This is a genomic window from Micromonospora luteifusca (assembly GCF_016907275.1).
GTDB classification, from domain to species: Bacteria; Actinomycetota; Actinomycetes; order Mycobacteriales; family Micromonosporaceae; genus Micromonospora; species Micromonospora luteifusca.
The window spans coordinates 7,064,550-7,082,962 of sequence record NZ_JAFBBP010000001.1 but is presented as its reverse complement, the minus strand read 5'-3'; the positions used below and the strand labels follow the sequence as shown (position 1 = coordinate 7,082,962).

Here is an 18,413-nt window from a genome sequence, read left to right as displayed (position 1 = left end):
GACAGTTCGCCGGGGTGGACCGTGCCGGGGACGGTCCTAGGATCGGTGCGTGGCGAGCGAGGCGGTGACTCCCCGGGCGGACCGACGGCTGCGCCGCGCCCGGGCCGCGACGCTGGTGTCGCTGGCCACCGGTGTGTGGGCGAGCGTCCTGCTACCGGCGGTCGGCCTGACCCGCGAGCCCGATCCGGGCCGGGTGGCGCTCGGCGCGGTCGGCATCCTCGCCTTCGTGATCGCCCAGACTGTCGTCCTGTACGCGGCGGTGACGCCGTGGCTCGACCCGCGCTGGCGGCGTCGGGCCGAGCTGAGCCTGGTCGCGGTGGCGGTGCTGACCGTTCCGCTGGTGGGTCCGGTGGCGGCCGGCAGGTGGCCGACGTGGGCCTGGCTCGGCGCGGCGCTGATCGGCATGACGCCGCTGCTGGTGCGGTGGCGGGCCGCGCTGGCGGTGGCGGTCGGCGTCCTGACGGTGGCGGTGGCGGTGGCCTGGTGGACCGGCGGTTCCGTTCCGCGCCACCTCGCCGTGACCGGCGGGATCGGCGTGGGCGTCGCCGCCGTCAACGGGTTCCAGGTCTGGTTCTGGGACCTGCTCGTGGAGGCCCGGCAGGGCCAGGCGGCCCAGGCTCGGCTGGCCGCCGCCGAGGAGCGGCTGCGCTTCGGCCGCGACGTGCACGACGTGCTGGGGCACCATCTCACGGTGATCGCGTTGAAGGCCGAACTCGCCGCCCGGCTCGCCCCGGTCGACCCGGAACGGGCCGGGCGGGAAGCCGCCGAGGTGCAACGGTTGGCCGCCTCCGCGCTGAGCGAGGTACGGGCGACCGTGCACGGCTATCGGACCGTCGACCTCGACGAACAACTCACCGCGGTGGTGGGGGTGCTGCGCTCCTGCGGGGTGCGGTGCACGGTTCTGCCACTACCAGCGGACCTGCCGCAGCCCGCCGCCATCGAACTGGCGGCGGTGCTGCGCGAGGCGAGCACCAACGTGCTGCGGCACAGCCGGGCCGACTGGTGTCGGATCCGCATCGAGCGGGAGGATGACGTGGCCAGGATGACGGTGGCCAACGACGGCGCCGACGACCGTGGCCCGGACGCGCACAGCCACGGCCTGCGTGGGCTGGCCGACCGGCTCGCCGCTGTCGGGGGCGAGTTGCGGGTACGCCGGGAGGACGCCATCTTCACCCTCGAAGCCACCGTGCCGGTGTCGTCGTGATCCGCGTCCTGCTCGCCGACGACGAGGACCTGATCCGGGTCGCTGTCGCCGCCCTGCTCGGCCTCGAACCGGACATCGAGGTGGTGGCACACGCCGCCGACGGGAAGACAGCCGTCACCGCGGCACTCGCGCACCGCCCGGACGTGGCCGTGGTGGACCTGGAGATGCCCGGCCTGGACGGCATCGCGGTAGCCGCCGAGCTGACCCGGGTCCGACCTGACTGCGCGGTGGTTGTGCTGACCGGGCACGGTCGCCCCGGGCACCTGCGCCAGGCGCTGACCGCCGGCGCCCGAGGGTTCCTGCCCAAGGGCTCGCCGGGTGGGGCGCTCGCCGACGTGATCCGCCGGGTGCACGCCGGGGGTCGATACGTCGACCCGTCGCTGGCCGCCGACGCGTTGACCCTGCCCCCGTGCCCGCTGACCCCTCGGGAACTGGAGACGCTACGGCTGGCCGAGGTCGGTGCCCCGGTCGCGGTGATCGCCCGTCGGGTGCACCTGTCCACCGGCACCGTGCGCAACCACCTCTCCGCCGCCGTCCAGAAGCTCGGCGCCGCCGACCGGGCCGAGGCCGTACGCACCGCCCGGGACAACGGCTGGCTCTGACCGTCGACACCTTCGGCGCGCCTCGGCGGACGACCGAAGCGTGGGTGGACGGACGAACGCTCTACGGCGCTGATCAATAAAGGCAGTCGAGTCCTCGTCTCCGAGTCGGCTGCGAAGATAGGCAAATGCCCAGGAAGGTCGCGGCGGGTCCGGTCGACCCGGTGCGTTCCAGTGCCGTCGAGCTGTTCTTCGACCTCGTCTTCATCTTCACCCTCGGCCGTCTGTCGGCGACCCTGGTCGAGGAGCCCAGCTTGCTCGCCGACGCGCAAGCCGTGATCTTCCTGCTCGCCTTCTGGTGGATCTGGTACAACACCAACCTGGCCACCGACAGCCTCGACTGCGAACGACCCACCGTGCAGGTCCTGATCATCTGCGTGATGCTCGGCAGTCTGTTGATGTCCATCAACGTTCCGGACGCGTTCGGTGATCAGGGCTTCGTCTTCGTGAGCGCGTACCTCGGGATCCACCTCGGCCGTACCCTGGTCATGGCCCTCTATCTGCGCGGTACCCCGGCCTGGCGTCGGCCGGTCCGGGGAATCGTCTGGTATCTGATGTCCGCGACGATCTGGTTCGCCGGGGCCGCGTCCAGCGGCGGCGAAGCGCGGGCCCTGTGGTGGGCGTGCGCCCTGGCGATCGACTACTTGGCGCCGGTCTTCGGATGGCCTGTCCCATGGCTCGGTCGGGCACGCGCGAACGAGTGGCGTCTCGCGGGCGAACACCTGAACGAGCGGTACCGGCAGTTCATCATCCTGGCCCTCGGCGAGACGATCCTCGCCACCGGCAACTTCTACCGGCTGTCGCCGCGGGATCTGCAGGACACCACCGCGTTTCTGCTCACCTTCTGGACTGTGGTCTTCCTCTGGTGGACCTACTTCTATCGCACCACGACCAGCCTCGCCGCGAAGATCAACACCGCTGTGGACCCGTACCGGCTCAACCTGCGGGCGAGCTACACCCACCTGGTGATGGTGGCGGGCATCCTGCTCACCGGCATCGGCGGGGAGTTGATGCTCAAGGAGCCCGACGCAGAGCGGTCGGCCGGTAACGTCGTGGCGATTCTGATCGGGCCACTGACCTTCCTCGTCGGACGGATGATCTTCGAGATCTGGGTGTTCGACCGTCTGACGAAGCACTGCCTCGCGGCCGTGGTGGCATGTCTGGCCCTGAGCCCGGTGGCGGCGCAACTCCCGCCGCTGGCGGTGGGCCTGCTCGGCGCGGCGACCATCACCACCGTCGCCATCTTCGACCTGACCCACCGGGCCCGGATCGCGGGCGGAATCAACCCGGTGTCGGGCGAGGACGTCCCCCTCCGTCAGACGCGTTAGAAGGAGCGTGCCCGGTCCTGATCGGTAGGGGTGGCGCCGACCGCCCGACTAGCGTGGGCGCGTGCGTACGGTGGAACTGGTCTGCTCGGCCGGGTTGGACGCTGCGGTCCGGTCGACCTGGGAGCGGTTGGCGGCGGCAGGACTGCCCAGCCTGGCCCGCAACATCCATCCGACCAACCGACCGCACCTCACCCTCGCCGCGGTGGACGATTTCCCGCCCGGCGTCCAGCACCGACTGGCCGAGCTGTTCGACGCCGCGCTGCCACTACCGGTCACACTCGATCGCGTCGTCGTCCTCGACGGCAGCGCCCCGTTGGTCTGGCTCGTCCGGCCAACGCCGGCACTGGCTTCGCTGCACGCCGCCGTCTGGGACATCCTCGCCGAGGCTGACGGGCTTCGACCCTGGCACGCGCCGGGCGCGTGGATGCCACACCTGAGCCTGGCGCTGCGGTTCCGCAACGCGGATCTGCGGCTGGCTCGGGCTGTTGCGGGCGGGCAGCGCCCGACGGGCGAGTTCGAGGCCGCCCGCAGCTACGATGGCGCGGACCGGACGGTGAGCCGGCTGGGCCGGCTCCGCTAGCGCCATCGCGGCGTCGTCGGGGTCTCAGTTGTTGCCCCCACTACCGTCGCCGCCGCCCCCGCCTCCGCCCCCGCCACCGAACTCGCCGCCGTCAGTGCCGCCCGCACCACCGGCGTAGCCGTGTCGGCCGTCGAGGAAGGGCAGATCGCCGCGAATGCCGCGTGGCCTGGTTCGCTTACCCGGCCCTGCGAGGTGTTGCAGACAGACCCGGCCGGAGACCGGGAAGCATTCGCCCCGGCCTCCGCAGTCGGCCAGGTAGCGGTTGCCATCGCGGACGCGGAGCTCCTGGTCCACCCGGAACAGCAGGGGAAGGTCGGTCGGCCCACAACCCTCGTCCAGGCGGCCGTAATTCAGCGTGGCGAGCAGTTCGGAGCTGCGAACGGCGGTGGTCGTGGCACCGCCTGTCGCGGACCTCGGCTCATGCTGCACAAGGCGCCCGAACGCGGCGTCGCAGAAAGCGGCGTAGTCCTGCGTGTGCAGGGCCAGCGCCTGCCACAGATCGTCCACCACCACCGACGGCATCGACAGCTTCGCACTGGTGTGACGGGTGACGAGCCGGAACCACTGCCGGGTCGCGGTTTCGACGAGGACGATGTCGTCGTCGCTGAGCTGGGGATGCTGATTCCGTAGATGCTCACGCGCGCTGGCAGGGAACTGCAGGTCGGCAACGGCGCGGAGTCGGCGAGGGGTGCGGTCGCTTCTGAACTTCGTCCAGTTCATGCGGCTACTTCTATCCGCCCAGGGTGCGAGCGCTAAGGCCACGACTTGCCGTGGTGGCGCCGTGGCCCCTTCAGCGTAAGGCAGTGGGCAAGCGCGTCATCGGACGCAGACGCGTTCGACGTGGTACGTCCCGCTCGTCTGCCTCGCACCGGGCCCGGATGGTCGGTACGCCGCCCGTTGGGGCGATGATGGAGCCATGAGTGGTGGCACCGAGGGCCGCGGGATGGCCGAGTTGGCGGCCCTGCTGGCCGACGACACCCGGGCCGGCATCTGCGTCGCGCTGCTCGACGGCCGGGCCTGGACGGCCGGCGAACTGGCCCGGCGGGCCGGTGTCGCGCCGTCGACGGCCAGCGACCACCTCACCCGCCTGGTCCGTGGTGGCCTGCTGGTCGAGGAGCGGCAGGGCCGCCACCGCTACCTGCGGCTGGCCGGGCCGTCGGTGGCCCAACTGATCGAGGACCTGGCCGGGCACGCCCCGGCCCCACCCGCGCCGGCTGGGTCGCTGCGCGCGGCCAACGCCAACGGCGCCTTGGCGTACGCCCGGACCTGCTACGACCACCTGGCCGGGCGGTTGGGCGTGCTGATGTACGACGCGCTGCTGGCCGACGGACGGCTGGACCGCTCCGGCGGCTTGGCGCTGACCCCCGATGGGTGGGCGTGGGCGGCCGAACTGGGCGTACCGGTGCACGTCGTGCGCACCGCTCGACGCCCGGTGGTCCGCGACTGCCTGGACTGGACCGAGCGCCGTCCGCACCTGGCTGGAGCGCTCGGTGCCGCGCTCTGCCGCTGCTTCGTCGACCGGGGCTGGATCACGCCGGGCGCCGGCCGCGCGGTCCGCCTCACCCCGACCGGCCGCACCGCCCTCGCCGAAACCCTGGACGTCCCCGAACAGACCCTCGCTCCCACCCCGTCCCCGGCACCCGCCAGCGGCCGAGCGTGACCCGCGCGCCACGCAGGACCGCACGCGCGGCGCAGGGCGCTACATCATGGATTCAGTGGCCTCCGCGGGCCAGGACATCACTGGATCCAGGATCGAGCATGATCTTGGCCGAAGAGCGCGGGGCGGGATCGTTCGGTGGGGGGCGAACGGTTCCGGTTCTACGGTCGGCCGGTGCCTGACATCTGGCCCCACCTTGCGCCCGCTGCGTCGCTGCCAGCGTGCGGCCCGCCCTCGTTCGAACCCGAGCGCGGTTGGTGGGTGACGCGGCACGCGGACGTACGGACGGCGCTGACCCACCCGGCGTTCGAGGTGCCGGCCGTCGACAGCGGCCCGTACGGCACGCTCGCCTGGCTGCGTGCCTCGGTCAGCCGGTTCAGCACCTCGCAACGGCACGCCGAGCGCCGGGCGATCGTGGTTGACGCGCTGGGCGCGCTGGACCCGGACGAGCTGCGCGACGAGGCGGCCCGGTTGACCGTCGCCGTCCTGGACCGTGCCGGTGGCCGCCTCGACGTGATGCGTGAACTGGCCCGACCGGTGCCACTGCGGGTGCTGGCCGAGCGCCTCGGTTTCGCCGATCCGACAGCCGCCGGGACGGCGGTCGCGGTCGTCGCGGCGGCGTACCACCCGGGGGTTGACGTGGCTCTGGTCCGGCGGGCCGACCGGGCGGTGGCGACGCTGCTGGCGGTGGTGCCGCCGGCCGCACCGGAGGTACGCGCGAACCTGATCGGTCTGCTGGTGCAGGCGTGCGACGCGACCGCCGGCCTGATCGGCGCCGCCGCCCACCACCTGCTGCCTCCGCCCGGCAGCCTGGCCGGCGGCGACTCGCCAGACGCGGCGGGGACGGCGCAGTTGTTGGCGGAGGTGTTGCGGCTCGATCCGCCGGTACGGGCGACCCGGCGGATCACCACGACGGAGGTGCGACTGGGTGGGCGGGATCTGCCGGCGGGCAGCCAGATGCTCCTGCGTTTCGACGCGGCCAACCGTGACCCGCAGGTGTTCGCCGAGCCGGCGGCGTTCCGGCCGGGTCGACCCGGTGCTGGCCTGCTGACCTTCGGGGCCGGGGAGCGTGGCTGCCCCGGCGACCGGCAGGCCCTGGCCCTCGCCACCGGGGTGTTCGACGTGCTGCGCGAACGTTGCCGGCGCACCCGTGCCCCGCTGTGCCACGAGCCGCACCCGACCCTGACGGTTCCGAAGACCCTGGAGGTGAGCGTCCGATGACCAACCGTCGTGTGGAGTTTCGCGCCCTGCACCACAACGGCCGACCGCTGCTGCTGCCGAACGCCTGGGACCATGCCTCGGCGGCGGCGCTCGCCGCGCGCGGTCACCGGGCGGTCGGCACCACCAGCCTCGGGGTCGCCGCGACCGCCGGGCGACCCGACGGCACCGGGGCCACCGCCGTGGAAACCCTGGCCCTGGCCCGTCGGCTCGCCCGCCTCCCGGTGCTGCTCAGCGTCGACGTCGAGGCCGGGTTCAGCGACGATCCGGCGGCGGTCGCCGAGTACGTGGCGGAGTTGGCCGGGCACGGCGTGGTCGGGATCAACCTGGAGGACGGCCGCGCCGACGGCACCCTGGCCGATCCGGCCTGCACCGCCGACAAGGTCGCCGCGGTGAAGGCGGCGGTGCCGGACCTGTTCGTCAACGCCCGTACCGACACCTGGTGGCTCGGGGTGGACGACCCGTTGCCGCAGACCATCGCCCGCGCCCGTGCCTACCGGGCCGCCGGCGCCGACGGGATCTTCGTGCCCGGCACCGTCGACCTGGCGACGCTGCGTGCGCTCACCCAACGGATCGACGCTCCGCTGAACGCGCTGTACCAGCCGGGTGGGCCGGGGTTGGACGACCTGGGCCGCGCCGGGGTGGCCCGGGTCAGCACCGGCTCCCTGCTCTTCCGGGTTGCGCTGGCCGCCGCCCTCGCCACCGCCGACGGGATTCGCGCCGACGGGGTCCCCGCCGGAGGGCTTGCCGTGCTGGACGGGCTGCCGTCGTACGCCGAGGTGCAGGGCCTGGTGCCGGCGGACGGCGACTGACGGCTCCCACCTGGCCGGGTGCGGGGCCGGACCCACCGGTCCGGCCCCGCACAAACCTGACGTCGGGCTCCCTTCGGGGTGAATCGGAGGATTGTTCGGTCCATTCCGGTCCGGCTGATTACGGTGTGTTTTAGGGCGATCACCCAGTGCCGTGATCGGAGAAGGGACCCCGTCATGCGAGTGCCCAGTCGTAGCCCGGGACAGCAACCCGGTCCGCCCGTCTCGCCCACCGCGCCGGCCCGCCGCCGGCCCTCCGGCACGCCGCCCCGCCGCCGCCCCGCCACCGAGCCCGACCTGGCCGCCTACCGGGCCGCCGTCGCCGAGCTGCTGGTCGAGGTCGGCGCTCTGGCCGACGCAGCCAGCACCCGGGCCCGCCAGGTGCTGATCGACGAGCGGCTGCGGGAGCCAGCGCTCGCCGGCGTCCTCGACGCCACCCCGCAGGGGCTGATCGGGGCGCGCGAGACGCTGCTGCTGGAGATGGCCCGCTACCAGCCGAACGAGCGCACCTCGGCCCGTGACCTCACCGCGCTGGTGCGGATCTACCTGCTCTCCCGCATCGACGTGCTGTGGTGGCAGGACGCTCCGACGTTCGTCACCGACGACCAGGTCAACGGCAGCGCCGACCTCGTCGACCTGGAGTGGTTGCGCCGCCGCGACCTGCTGCGGTTCCGCTACCAGGAGCAGCCCGCCACCATGCTGGGCCGCGCCGCCCGCGGGCTGCGACGTCGACTGCGCCCGGACGCCACACCGCGGACCGCCGGGCTGCTGTTCCGTCGTGCCCGCCGGGAGGTGGTGGCGCTGCTCAACGACCTCGCGCGGGAGTTCGCCGCCGCCGCGCCACCGAACACCCCGCCGCTGTGGGTGACCAGCCTGGTCCGCAGTGCCGAACACCAGTACCGACTGCGCCGCCTGGGCTACGCCGCCATGCTGCCCAGCGGGCACTGCCTCGGCTACTCCGTCGACGTCGAGCTGAGCTGGTTCGAGCGTTTCGGTGCCCGGGAGGCGCTGGCGGAGCTGCTGCTGGCCCGGCAGGAGACCGGCGAGATCAACGTGATCGACGAGGGGCAGGCCTGGCACCTGTGCCTAGCGCCCTCCGCCCGGCGTCGCCTCCGCCGGGCGTACGAGGCCGAGATGGGGGTCTGAGCCGGTGTGCGGCATCGCGTTGAGCATCGGCCCCGAGGCCGACCCGGCGACCTTCCGGCGGATGCTCGCCGTCCTGGCCCCTCGCGGTGAGGTCACCGAAACCCGGTCCGAGAGCGGGCTGCTCGCCGGCACCCGCCGGCTCCGGGTCGTCGACCGGGATCGGGCGGTGCAACCGTGGACCTCGACCGACGAACGCTGGCTGCTCTGCTTCAACGGCGAGATCTTCAACTACCGGGAGCTGCGGGCGCAACTGACCCGCCTGGGTCAGGCGTTTCGCACCGAGAGCGACACCGAGGTGCTGCTCGCCGCGTTCCAGCAGTGGGGCGAGGCCGCGGTGACCCGGCTCCGCGGTGAGTACGCGTTCGCCGTCGTCGAGCGGGCCACCGGCCGGGCGTACCTGGCTCGCGACCCACTCGGGGTCAAGCCGCTGTACTGGTCCCGTCGGCCCGGTTGCCTGCACCTCGCCTCCGAGGTCAAGGCGCTCGTCGGGCACGGGGCCCCGATCGCCGAGGTGCCACCCGGGCACCACGGCTGGGCGGAGGCGGACGGGCACGTGCGACTGCGCCCGTACGTCGACCTGCTCACCATCGGCGAGGGCCTGCCGGTCGTCGACGACCCGGACGAGGCCGCCCTGCTCGTCCGTGCCGCGCTGAGCGACGCCATCCGGATGCGGGTGGAGACCGACCTGACCGTCGGGGTGGTGCTCTCCGGTGGGCTGGACAGCTCGGTGACCCTGCGGCAGGTCCGCGACATCCACCCGGACTGCGTCGCGGTGACGGTCGGTGCCGCGGACAGCCCCGACGTCGCGTACGCCCGGCGGCTCGCCGCCGACCTGGACGTGCCGCACGTCGTGGTCGAGCTGCGTCCGCGCGACATCCGGCTCGCCGACGTGCGCGAGGCCATCCGGATCTCCGAGCTGACCGAGTACGGCGACATCATCAACGCGGTCGTCTCGGTGCCGATCTTCCGGCGGCTGGGCGAGCTGGGGATCAAGGTGGTGCTCACCGGCGACGGCTCCGACGAACTGTTCGGCGGGTACCCGATGTACCACCAGGTCGCCCCGGCCGCGGCCCGGCGACTGTTCCTGCACCGGATCCGCAACCTGTGTCGGACGGAGTTGCAGCGGGTCGACCGGGCCGCCATGGCGCACGGGGTGGAGGCCCGGGTGCCCTTCCTCGACCTGAGCGTGGTGGAGCTGGCCATGCGGCTGCCGCTGGATCTGAAGCTGCGCCACGGTCAGGAGAAGTGGATCGTCCGGCGGGCGTTCGCCGACGTGCTACCCGACTACATCCTGCGCCGAGGAAAGAACCCGATGTCGTACTCCTCGGGGTTGCACGAGCGGGTCCGGCTGTACAAGCCGCTGTTCGCCCGGCTGCACCGCTCGTTCGGCTACGACCTGCAGGAGCCGGTGCGCCGGGACTTCGACACCGTGCTGAGCCGGTGTGGCAACGACCTCGACCGGGCCATCGCCGACGGGATGGACCGGCCCGACTACACCGTTCTGGAGCACGCCCGCGACCTCGTCGGTGCGGCGAAGTGGAACGCCGCCCCGGTGGTCCGCCGCCTGGTCGGCCCGCGCCCGGCCCGCGGCTGACCGGCCCCACCAGTCGAACGTGGCCAGGCCCGGCCCCCGAGACCGGGGACCGGGCCTGGCGTGGTGCGTGGTGCCTACCAGCCCAGGTAACTGGGTTGGGTCTGCACGTTCAGCTCGTTGTAACGGGTCAGCTTGGCCGTCCAGGTCCGCCAGTCGTTCAGCTCCAGGACGTCCAGGCCCTTCACCATGTCGTTGGAGTAGATGTGGCCGTTGTAGTAGTACGCGGACCAGGTGCCGCCGCCGACGAGGGTGTCGGCCGAGAGCGGGCCGCGCTCCCAGAAGGCGATCTCCTTCGGCTTGGCCGAGTCGGTGAAGTCCCAGACCGAGATGCCGCCCTGGTACCACGCCTGGACCATGATGTCCCGACCGAGCACCGGGACCAGCGAGCCGTTGTGCGCCACGCAGTTCTCGGTGTCGGCGTTCATCCGGGGGATCTTGTAGTAGCTGCGGAAGGTCATCTTCCGGGCGTCACCGCGGCCGGTGATGTCGTAGATGGCGTCCGCGCCCCGGTTGGGTCCGGTGGCCTCGTTGCAGGTCGCCGCCCCGCCACCACCCAGCTCGTCGGTGAAGATCACCTTGGTGCCGGAGTTGTTGAAGGTGGCCGAGTGCCAGAACGAGAAGTTGGCCTCGTCCCGGATCCGGTTGATGACCCGGGGCGCCTCCCGGTTCTTGATGTCGAACAGCACGCCGTCACCCATGCAGGCGCCGGCGGCCAGGTCCTTCGACGGGTAGACGGTGATGTCGTGGCAGCCGCTGGTCGCCGACTTCTCCCGTGGAATGCCGGGGTAGCCGCCGTCCGGGAAGAGGTTCGGCATGGCGACCACCGCCGCCTCGGTGGGCTTCTTCAGCGGCACCTTGACGATGGAGATGGAGTCGTGCGGCGGCGGGCACCCGACGTAGGTCTCCGACGGCCCGTACGACGAGACGTACAGGTAGACCGACTTCTTGTCCTTCGCCGGCACCAGCGTGTGGGTGTGCGAGCCGCAGGCCGTCTGCACCGACTTGAGGTAGCGCGGGTTGGCCTTGTCCTTGATGTCGAAGACCTTGATGCCCTCCCACTTCGTCTCCGACGACGGCACCGAGGTGCTGGCGCAGGAGTCGTCGCTGCGCGGCGAGTCGGTGGAGAGGAAGAGCAGATCGCCGTGGACGGAGATGTCGTTCTGCGACCCCGGGCAGAGCACCCGGGCCTTGACCGTCGGCGCGCTGGGCCGCGAGATGTCGTAGATGACGAAGCCGTTGTAGTTGCCGGCGAACGCGTACCTGCCCTGGAAGGCGATGTCGCTGTTGGTCGAGTCCAGTGGTGCGACCTTTGGCACGTTGGCGATCTGGCGCAGGTTGGGGCTGCTCACGATCTCGTCGACACCGGGGATCGTGTTGGCGGGGGCCGACTGCGGCACGACCTGGGCGTTGCTCGCGGGGGCGACGAGCGCGCTGGCGACGAGCAGGCCGGCCGTGGCGAGCGCCACGAGGCGGAGTTGTCGTAACCGAGGCATGTGGAGTCTGATCATCGGCGAGGCCCTTCGCAAGGGGGAGATGATGGTCGACACCTTACCGTCCGACGATGAACGTCGATGTGATCTGGCTCACACCAAAGCGGGTTCTTCAATGGATAGCATCGCGATGACCTCGACACCAGGGAGTGGCCCATGACCGACCGGCGCGCACGAACCCTGACGATCGTCACACTGGCGCTCGTGCTTCCGCTGGTGGCCTTCATCGTGATCCGCGCCGGGGGCGACGCCCCAACCGGCGCCGCGCGGTCGGCCTCCGCGACCGCCACCCCCGCCCCCGCCGCGACGCCGACCGCCAGCCCCGTACCCACCGACCTGACCGTCATCGCGCCCGGCCGCCCGGGTGAGTCGGCGACCACCCGGGCCGCCCACGAGGTCCGCGACGCCGGCCCCGCACCGCACAACTCGATGGACGTCTGGTTCGTCCGGATGATGATCCCGCACCACGCACAGGCCCTGGCCATGGCGGAGCTCGCTCCAGACCGCGCCGCCGACCCCGACATCCGGGCCCTCGCCGATCGGATCCGCGCCAGCCAGGGCCCGGAGATGGGCGTGATGCGTGGCTGGTTGCAGACCCGGGGCCTCCCGGCGGAGATCCAGGGGCACGACCACGGCACCATGCGCGGCATGCAGTCAGCCGAGGCGATGCGGCAGCTCGCCGCGGTCCGTGGCGCGGACTTCGACCGGCTCTTCGTGCAGATGATGACCGCGCACCACGAGGGCGCCATCGAGTTGGCCACCAACCTGCTCACCGTCGGTTCCGACCTGACGCTCAACGAGTTCGCCAACTCGGTCGCCACCGAGCAGACCGTCGAGATCGAGCGAATGCGCGAGGTCCTCACCCGCTGAGCGGGCCCCGCAGCACGTACGCTGGGTGACCGTGACACGCACGATGTTCGGTCGCCCGCTGCCCGGAGTCGCCTTCGACGTGGCCGTCTCCGCCGTGGTGGCCCTCATCGGCCTGGCCGGCGCGGTCAATCTGCCGGGCGGCTGGGCGGGCGCGCTGGTCTGTGTGGGGATGGCCGTGGCGCTGCTGTTCCGCCGCGGGCATCCGGGCGCGGTGACCGTGGTGGTCGCGGCGCTCGGCCTGGTGCAGGTGATTGCCCAGTGGGGTCCGCTGCCCTTCGACATCGCCATTCTGATCGCGCTCTACAGCGTGGTGAAGTACGGCGAGCGGCTGCGCGACGGGGTGCTCGCCGGCGCGGTCGCCGCCGTGGGCGCGGTGCTCGCCGCCGTGCAGACCCCGGGCGTCCTCATTTGGTGGGTGACCGCGTTGTGGTACGCGCTGGTCACCGGCGCGGTGTGGCTGGTCGCGCTGAACGTGCGGACCCACCGCCTCTACGTGCTCAGCCTGGAGGAACGGGCCACGACCCTGGAACGTGAGCGCGAGGCCGAGTCCCGGGCGGCGGTCGCCGAGGAACGCACCCGGATCGCCCGTGAGCTGCACGACGTGGTTGCCCACAGCATGGCGGTGATGATCGTCCAGGCCGACGGTGCCCGGTTCATGCTCGACCGTGACCCCGCCCAGGCCCGTACCGCCGTGAAGGTGGTCGCGGACACCGGCCGGGCCGCACTGGAGGAGATGCGCCGGTTGGTCGGCGTCCTGCGTGACGCCGGGCCGTCCGGCGGGGACGCGCTCGCGGTGGCCGCCGACCCGGAGCACCGGCGCCTGGTCCTGGCCGAGTTGCCCGACCTGCTGGCCCGGTTCGGCGACGCCGGGCTGTACATCCGCAGCACCGTCACCGGCGAACCGCCGGCCCTGCCCCCGGGGCTGGAGCTGACCGTCTACCGGGTGGTGCAGGAGGCGCTGACCAACGCGCTCAAGCACGCCGGCGTCGACGCCGCCGTCGAGGTCACCCTGGCGTACACCACCGAGGCCGTCGAGGTCCGGGTCCGCGACGACGGTCGCGGTCGCCCGCTGGTCAGCCCGGCGCCGTCCGGCGGTCACGGTCTGCTCGGCATGCGGGAGCGGGTGACGGTGTACGACGGCAGCCTCACCGCCGGCCCCCGGCCGGCCGGGGGCTGGCAGGTCCAGGTCCGGCTACCGCTACCGTCGGATCCGGCAACGGAGGTGATCGCGGCATGACGGTCCGGGTGGTGATCGTGGACGACCAGGCGCTGGTGCGCGCCGGGTTTCGGATGGTGCTGGACTCCCAGCCCGACCTGGAGGTGGTCGGGGAGGCGATCGACGGTGCGGACGCCCTGCGGGTGCTCGCTCGCACCGAGGCCGACGTGGTCGTGATGGACATTCGGATGCCGACCATGGACGGGGTGGAGGCGACCCGCCGGCTCTGCGCCGAGCGGCCCACCGGCCTGCCCCGGGTGCTGGTGCTGACCACCTTCGACACCGAGGCCGACGCGTTCGCCGCCCTGCAGGCCGGGGCGAGCGGGTTCCTGCTCAAGAACGTTCCGCCGGAGGAGCTGCTGGCCGCGATCCGGGTGGTGGCCCAGGGCGACTCGGTGGTCGCCCCGTCGATCACCCGGCGGCTGCTGGACCGGTTCGCCGGGCAGCTCGGCAGCGCCCCGAGCGCAGACCCTCGCCTCACCCAGCTCACCGAACGGGAACGGGAGGTGCTGCTGTTGGTCGCAGAGGGGCTGTCCAACGCGGAGATCGCCGCCCAGATGCACGTGGCCGAGGCGACGGTGAAGACCCACGTCGGGCGGATCCTGGCGAAGCTCCAGCTGCGCGACCGGGTCCAGGTGGTGGTGCTGGCGTACGAGAGCGGGCTGGTGACACCCGGCGGATGACTCCGCGTACGACCTGGGGCGTAGGGGTTGGCGGGCGCACCGCGACCCGGGTCGCACGCAGGTCGAGCGCGCAGGTGGAGAACGACCGACCAGCTCCGGCCATAGCGTCGGAGGGGTCCGATCCACCACCTGCACCGGGAGCCCCGCATGATCCGCCTGACCCTGCGCTCGTTACGCGCCGAGGCACTGCGCATGCTGCTCTCCGCCCTGGCCGTCGTGCTCGGTGTCGCATTCGTCGCCGGCACCATGATGTTCGTCGACGGGATGCGCGCCGGGGCGTACGCGCGGGCCGGCACCTTCGACCGGCACACCGACCTGGGGGTCTACTCGTCCGGCCGTGAGTTGTTGCCCCCGACCCTCGTCAACCGGGTACGCGCGGTCGACGGGGTGGCCGCCGCGGCCGGTGAGCTGACCAACACCGCCGGGCTCCTCGGTGCCGACGGTCGCCCGGTGCTGGGCTTCACCACGCTCGTCGCCATCCCCACCGAGGACGCTCTGCGCTCGTACGACGTGGTCGCCGGCCGGTTGCCCGACCGTGCCGGGGAGGTGGTGCTCGACGCGCCGACGGTGGCCGAGGAGGGCTTCACGCTCGGCACCGCGATCCGCGTCGGCGGTACCGGCGGCGCGGCTCGCTCGTACACCCTGGTTGGCACCGTCGATGTCGCTGGCACCGCCCGCGACGTTGGTGGTCCGTTCGTCGGCCTGGTCGGGCCGGATGCGCTGGCACTCACCGGCGAGCGGGGCTATGGCCGCATCATGGTGGCGGCGCGACCGGGTGCCTCCGTCGCGGCGCTGGCCGATGAGCTGCGCGCCGTGGCCGGCGGGGAATTCACCGTGAAGAGTCGCCAGCAGATCCTCGACGAGGCCGTCGAGAACGCGGTCCGCAACCTGGGCATGTTCCAGATGCTGCTGTTGATCTTCGTGGGAGTCGCCATGGTGGTGGCCGGCTTCGTGATCGCCAACACCTTCGCGATCGTGCTGGCACAGCGCACCCGGCGAACCGCGCTGCTGCGCCTGATCGGTGCCACCCGAGGGCAGGTCTTCTGGGCCGCCCTGCTGGAGTCGGCGGTGCTGGGGCTGGTCGCCTCGGCGCTCGGTGTGCTGCTCGGGGTGGCCCTCGCCGGCGGGATCCGGCTGCTGATGTCCCGACTGGACGTACCGGTCAGCGGCGGCCTGACCGTGACCGGTTCGACCGTGCTGACCGGTCTGCTGCTGGGCACCGCGCTCACCGTGTGCGCCGCCCTGCTTCCGGCCTGGCGGGGGACCCGGGTCGCTCCGGTGGCCGCGCTCACCGACGCCGCCGTGCAGCCGAGCCGGAGTGCCGGTCGAGTGCGGCTGACCTTCGGCGCGCTGGTGCTGGCCGTCGGTGTCGCCGCGCTGGTCGGCGCCGCCAGCGCCGGTCAGGTGCTGCTGGTGGCCGTCGGCGGGGTGCTGACCTTCTTCGGGATCGTGCTGTTCGGGCCGGTGCTCGTCCCGGCGCTGGCCCGGGTGTTCGGCTGGCCGGCACGTCATGTGCTCGGCACGATTGGTGAGCTGGCGGTGGCCAACACGGTCCGCAATCCGCGGCGGGTCGCCGCCACCGCCACCGCCCTGGTGATCGGGATCGGGCTCGTGTCGGCATTCGTGGTTGGCGGACGCAGCACCAAGGACGGCATCGAACGCAGCGTGGACGCCCAGATCGGGACGGACTTCGTGGTCGTCGGAATCGGTCAGGACCTGCCCGCCGCGCTCGCCGGTGAGCTTGCCGCCCGCCCCGAGTTGGGTGTGGTGCACGAGCAGCGCAGCACGGTCGTCGCCGACGTCGAGATTCGCGCGGCCGACCCGGCTCTGGTCGCCCGGACGCTGCGCGGGGTGCTGGCCGGCGACGCCCATCGGGTCGGGCCGGGGCAGGTGCTGGTGCACCGGGAGTTGGCCCAGGCACGCGGCTGGCAGGTCGGCTCACCGGTGACCGTCGGGGGCCGGTCGTTCCGGGTGGCCGCCGTGGTCACCGACGACACACCCGGCAATGGTGCGCCCGCCGGTCACGTCATCGACATGGCCGACGCGGACTTCACCGCGCTCTTCCCCGCTCAGCGGGGCGTTCTGGCCGAGATCGACCCCGCCGCCGGGGTGAGCGCCGAGCGGGCCCGGGACGCGATCGAGGCGGTCCTGGGCAGCTACCCGACGGTGAACCTGATGGACCAGGGCGCGTACAAGAAGATGCTCACCGGCACGGTGGACATGATGCTCGCCCTCGTCACCGCCCTGCTCGGCCTCGCCGTGGTGATCGCCCTGGTCGGCGTGGCGAACACGCTGAGCCTGTCGGTGGTCGAGCGCACCAGGGAGAACGCCGTACTGCGGGCGGTCGGGCTCACCCGAGGGCGGATGCGGGCAGTGCTCGCCGTCGAGGCGGGGCTGATGGCGCTGGTCGGTGCCGTGCTCGGGGTCGGGCTGGGCACCGGCGTCAGCGCCTCCGCGATGGCCCTGCTGGCCCGCCTCGGCGGGGACTTCCACGTGGTGCTGCCGCTCGGCCAACTCGGGTTGATCCTCGGCGTCGCGGTGCTGGCCGCCCTGCTCGCCTCGGTCCTGCCGGCCCGCCGGGCGCTGTCCCGCCCGGTCGTCGAGGCGCTCGCCGACCAGTGACCGGCCGGAGCCGCCGTCCGGGGTGAACCGGCGGACATCCGCCGGCCGGCCCCGCCGTCTTCCCCGGCGGCGGGACCGGCCAGCGGTGCCGGGTCTACAGGCGCTCGACCATGGGGCCGACGCACCGGTTGCGGGTGTCGAAGACGTAGTCGGCGTGCTGGACCACCAGGTCGTAGTCGAAGGTGTCGTGGTCGGTGACCACCACCACCGCGTCCGCGGCACGCACCTCGTGCTCGGTGAGTCCGACCACGGTGACCCCCGCCGGGATCTGGTGCGCCTCGGCGTACGGCTCGACCGCGTGGACCTGCGCCCCGAGGGCCTGCAGTCGGCGGGCCACGTCGACCGCGGGGGAGTCCCGCATGTCACCGGTGTTCTTCTTGTACGCCAGTCCGAGCAGCAGCAACCGGGCGCCGCTGACCGCACGACCGTTCCGGTTCAGCCCCGCCATGATTCGCTGCGCGACGTGCTCGGGCATCTCGTGGTTGATGTCGTTGGCCAGTTCGATGAAGCGGAACTGCCGGCCGAGGCGGCGCTTGACCTGCCACGAGAGATAGCACGGGTCGATCGGCAGACAGTGCCCGCCGACGCCGGGCCCGGGCCGGAACGGCAGGAAACCGAACGGCTTGGTCTCCGCGGCGTCGATCGCCTGCCAGACGTCGATGTCGAGGTGGTGCGAGAGCATGGTCAGCTCGTTGATCAGCGCGATGTTGACCTGGCGGAAGGTGTTCTCGATCAGCTTGGTCAGCTCGGCGACGCGGGTGGAGCCCACCGGCACGGTGTGTTCCACGAGGCGCTGGTAGAACTCGTCCACCCGCGCCAGTGACGTCGGGTCCACACCGGAGACCACCTTCGGGGTGTTCTCCAGCCGCCAGGTCGGATTGCCCGGGTCGATCCGCTCCGGGCTGTAGCCGAGATGGAAGTCGCCGGGGCTGTGCAGCCCGCTCGCCGATTCCAGCAGCGGGCGCAGCAGCTCCTCAGTGGTGCCGGGGTACGTGGTCGATTCCAGGATCACCGTGCAGCCCGGGCGCACGTACGGGCCGATGCCGACGCCCGCCTGCTCGACGAAGCTCAGGTCGGGAGTGCCGTCGCGCAGCGGCGTCGGCACGGTGATGACGCAGATGTCGAAGCCTTCGGCATCGGTGTACTCCGTGCTGGGGTTGTACCGGCCACTTCCCAACGCCCGGCCCAGCCGGTCGGTCGGGATGTCCTCGACGAACGACTCGCCGGCGGCGAGACGCTTCACCCGGTCGGCGTCGACGTCGAGGCCGACGACGTCCAGCCCCGCCTCGACGGCGCGCATTGCCAACGGCAGTCCGACGTACCCCTGACCGATCACGACCAGCTTCTCAGCGCTCACACAGGCTCCCGCAGCAGATGGTGGAAATAGCCTGCTGTGA

The 18,413-nt window shown here is 72.2% G+C and carries 16 protein-coding genes; 13 read left to right on the top strand and 3 right to left on the bottom strand.

Translation table 11 applies throughout. The annotated features are described in order from the left end of the window. Nucleotides 1–49 precede the first annotated feature (49 nt). The 4 genes from JOD64_RS33340 (at nucleotide 50) to JOD64_RS32205 (ending at nucleotide 3,711) form a co-directional block, all read left to right on the top strand. Nucleotides 50–1,204 (top strand): sensor histidine kinase, encoded by a 1,155-nt coding sequence (locus JOD64_RS33340; RefSeq protein WP_204945738.1) that lies wholly within the window; start codon nucleotides 50–52, stop codon nucleotides 1,202–1,204. Beyond that, nucleotides 1,201–1,806, top strand: coding sequence for a response regulator transcription factor (locus JOD64_RS32215; protein WP_204945736.1), 606 nt, complete (start codon nucleotides 1,201–1,203; stop codon nucleotides 1,804–1,806). The genes JOD64_RS33340 and JOD64_RS32215 overlap by 4 nt, the downstream gene beginning before the upstream one ends. 125 nt (nucleotides 1,807–1,931) lie before the next feature. After that, nucleotides 1,932–3,131 carry a low temperature requirement protein A gene (locus tag JOD64_RS32210; protein WP_204945734.1) on the top strand — a complete coding sequence of 400 codons (1,200 nt, stop codon included), beginning with the start codon at nucleotides 1,932–1,934 and terminating at the stop codon, nucleotides 3,129–3,131. Nucleotides 3,132–3,192: 61 nt separating this feature from the next. Then, nucleotides 3,193–3,711: a 2'-5' RNA ligase family protein gene (locus JOD64_RS32205; RefSeq protein WP_204945732.1), complete on the top strand. Its 519-nt coding sequence runs from the start codon at nucleotides 3,193–3,195 to the stop codon at nucleotides 3,709–3,711. Between the two features lie 24 nt (nucleotides 3,712–3,735). Here the strand turns inward: JOD64_RS32205 and JOD64_RS32200 are convergent, their stop codons facing one another. After that, complete coding sequence (locus tag JOD64_RS32200) at nucleotides 3,736–4,431, bottom strand: UCP032817 domain-containing protein (RefSeq protein ID WP_204945730.1); 696 nt, start codon at nucleotides 4,429–4,431, stop codon at nucleotides 3,736–3,738. A 196-nt stretch (nucleotides 4,432–4,627) separates the two neighbouring features. Between JOD64_RS32200 and JOD64_RS32195 the strand changes: the two genes are divergently transcribed. The 5 genes from JOD64_RS32195 to JOD64_RS32175 all read left to right on the top strand — a co-directional run bounded on the left by JOD64_RS32195 (nucleotide 4,628) and on the right by JOD64_RS32175 (nucleotide 10,135). Further along, nucleotides 4,628–5,371, top strand: a complete 744-nt coding sequence (locus JOD64_RS32195) for an ArsR/SmtB family transcription factor (RefSeq protein ID WP_204945729.1) — start codon at nucleotides 4,628–4,630, stop codon at nucleotides 5,369–5,371. A 258-nt stretch (nucleotides 5,372–5,629) separates the two neighbouring features. Further along, nucleotides 5,630–6,589 carry a cytochrome P450 gene (locus JOD64_RS32190; protein WP_307813874.1) on the top strand — a complete coding sequence of 320 codons (960 nt, stop codon included), beginning with the start codon at nucleotides 5,630–5,632 and terminating at the stop codon, nucleotides 6,587–6,589. Continuing rightward, on the top strand, nucleotides 6,586–7,398 hold the full coding sequence (locus tag JOD64_RS32185) for an isocitrate lyase/PEP mutase family protein (RefSeq protein ID WP_204945726.1): 813 nt from the start codon (nucleotides 6,586–6,588) through the stop codon (nucleotides 7,396–7,398). The genes JOD64_RS32190 and JOD64_RS32185 overlap by 4 nt, the downstream gene beginning before the upstream one ends. A 174-nt stretch (nucleotides 7,399–7,572) precedes the next feature. Then, nucleotides 7,573–8,541, top strand: coding sequence for a DUF5715 family protein (locus tag JOD64_RS32180; RefSeq protein ID WP_204945725.1), 969 nt, complete (start codon nucleotides 7,573–7,575; stop codon nucleotides 8,539–8,541). Nucleotides 8,542–8,545: 4 nt separating this feature from the next. Continuing rightward, nucleotides 8,546–10,135 carry an asparagine synthetase B family protein gene (locus tag JOD64_RS32175; RefSeq protein WP_204945723.1) on the top strand — a complete coding sequence of 530 codons (1,590 nt, stop codon included), beginning with the start codon at nucleotides 8,546–8,548 and terminating at the stop codon, nucleotides 10,133–10,135. Between the two features lie 74 nt (nucleotides 10,136–10,209). Here the strand turns inward: JOD64_RS32175 and JOD64_RS32170 are convergent, their stop codons facing one another. Then, entirely contained in the window at nucleotides 10,210–11,643 is a 1,434-nt protein-coding gene (locus JOD64_RS32170) for an LVIVD repeat-containing protein (RefSeq protein ID WP_204945722.1), read from the bottom strand. A gap of 138 nt (nucleotides 11,644–11,781) precedes the next feature. Between JOD64_RS32170 and JOD64_RS32165 the strand changes: the two genes are divergently transcribed. The 4 genes from JOD64_RS32165 to JOD64_RS32150 all read left to right on the top strand — a co-directional run bounded on the left by JOD64_RS32165 (nucleotide 11,782) and on the right by JOD64_RS32150 (nucleotide 17,016). Next, nucleotides 11,782–12,495 carry a DUF305 domain-containing protein gene (locus JOD64_RS32165; protein WP_204945720.1) on the top strand — a complete coding sequence of 238 codons (714 nt, stop codon included), beginning with the start codon at nucleotides 11,782–11,784 and terminating at the stop codon, nucleotides 12,493–12,495. A 25-nt stretch (nucleotides 12,496–12,520) separates the two neighbouring features. Beyond that, entirely contained in the window at nucleotides 12,521–13,732 is a 1,212-nt protein-coding gene (locus JOD64_RS32160) for a sensor histidine kinase (protein WP_204945718.1), read from the top strand. Beyond that, on the top strand, nucleotides 13,729–14,394 hold the full coding sequence (locus JOD64_RS32155; protein ID WP_204945717.1) for a response regulator: 666 nt from the start codon (nucleotides 13,729–13,731) through the stop codon (nucleotides 14,392–14,394). The genes JOD64_RS32160 and JOD64_RS32155 overlap by 4 nt, the downstream gene beginning before the upstream one ends. A 147-nt stretch (nucleotides 14,395–14,541) precedes the next feature. Further along, complete coding sequence (locus JOD64_RS32150; RefSeq protein WP_204945715.1) at nucleotides 14,542–17,016, top strand: ABC transporter permease; 2,475 nt, start codon at nucleotides 14,542–14,544, stop codon at nucleotides 17,014–17,016. Nucleotides 17,017–17,110: 94 nt separating this feature from the next. On the opposite strand, the gene JOD64_RS32145 is transcribed toward JOD64_RS32150, so the two are convergent. Beyond that, complete coding sequence (locus JOD64_RS32145) at nucleotides 17,111–18,373, bottom strand: nucleotide sugar dehydrogenase (RefSeq protein ID WP_204945713.1); 1,263 nt, start codon at nucleotides 18,371–18,373, stop codon at nucleotides 17,111–17,113. Nucleotides 18,374–18,413: the final 40 nt, after the last annotated feature.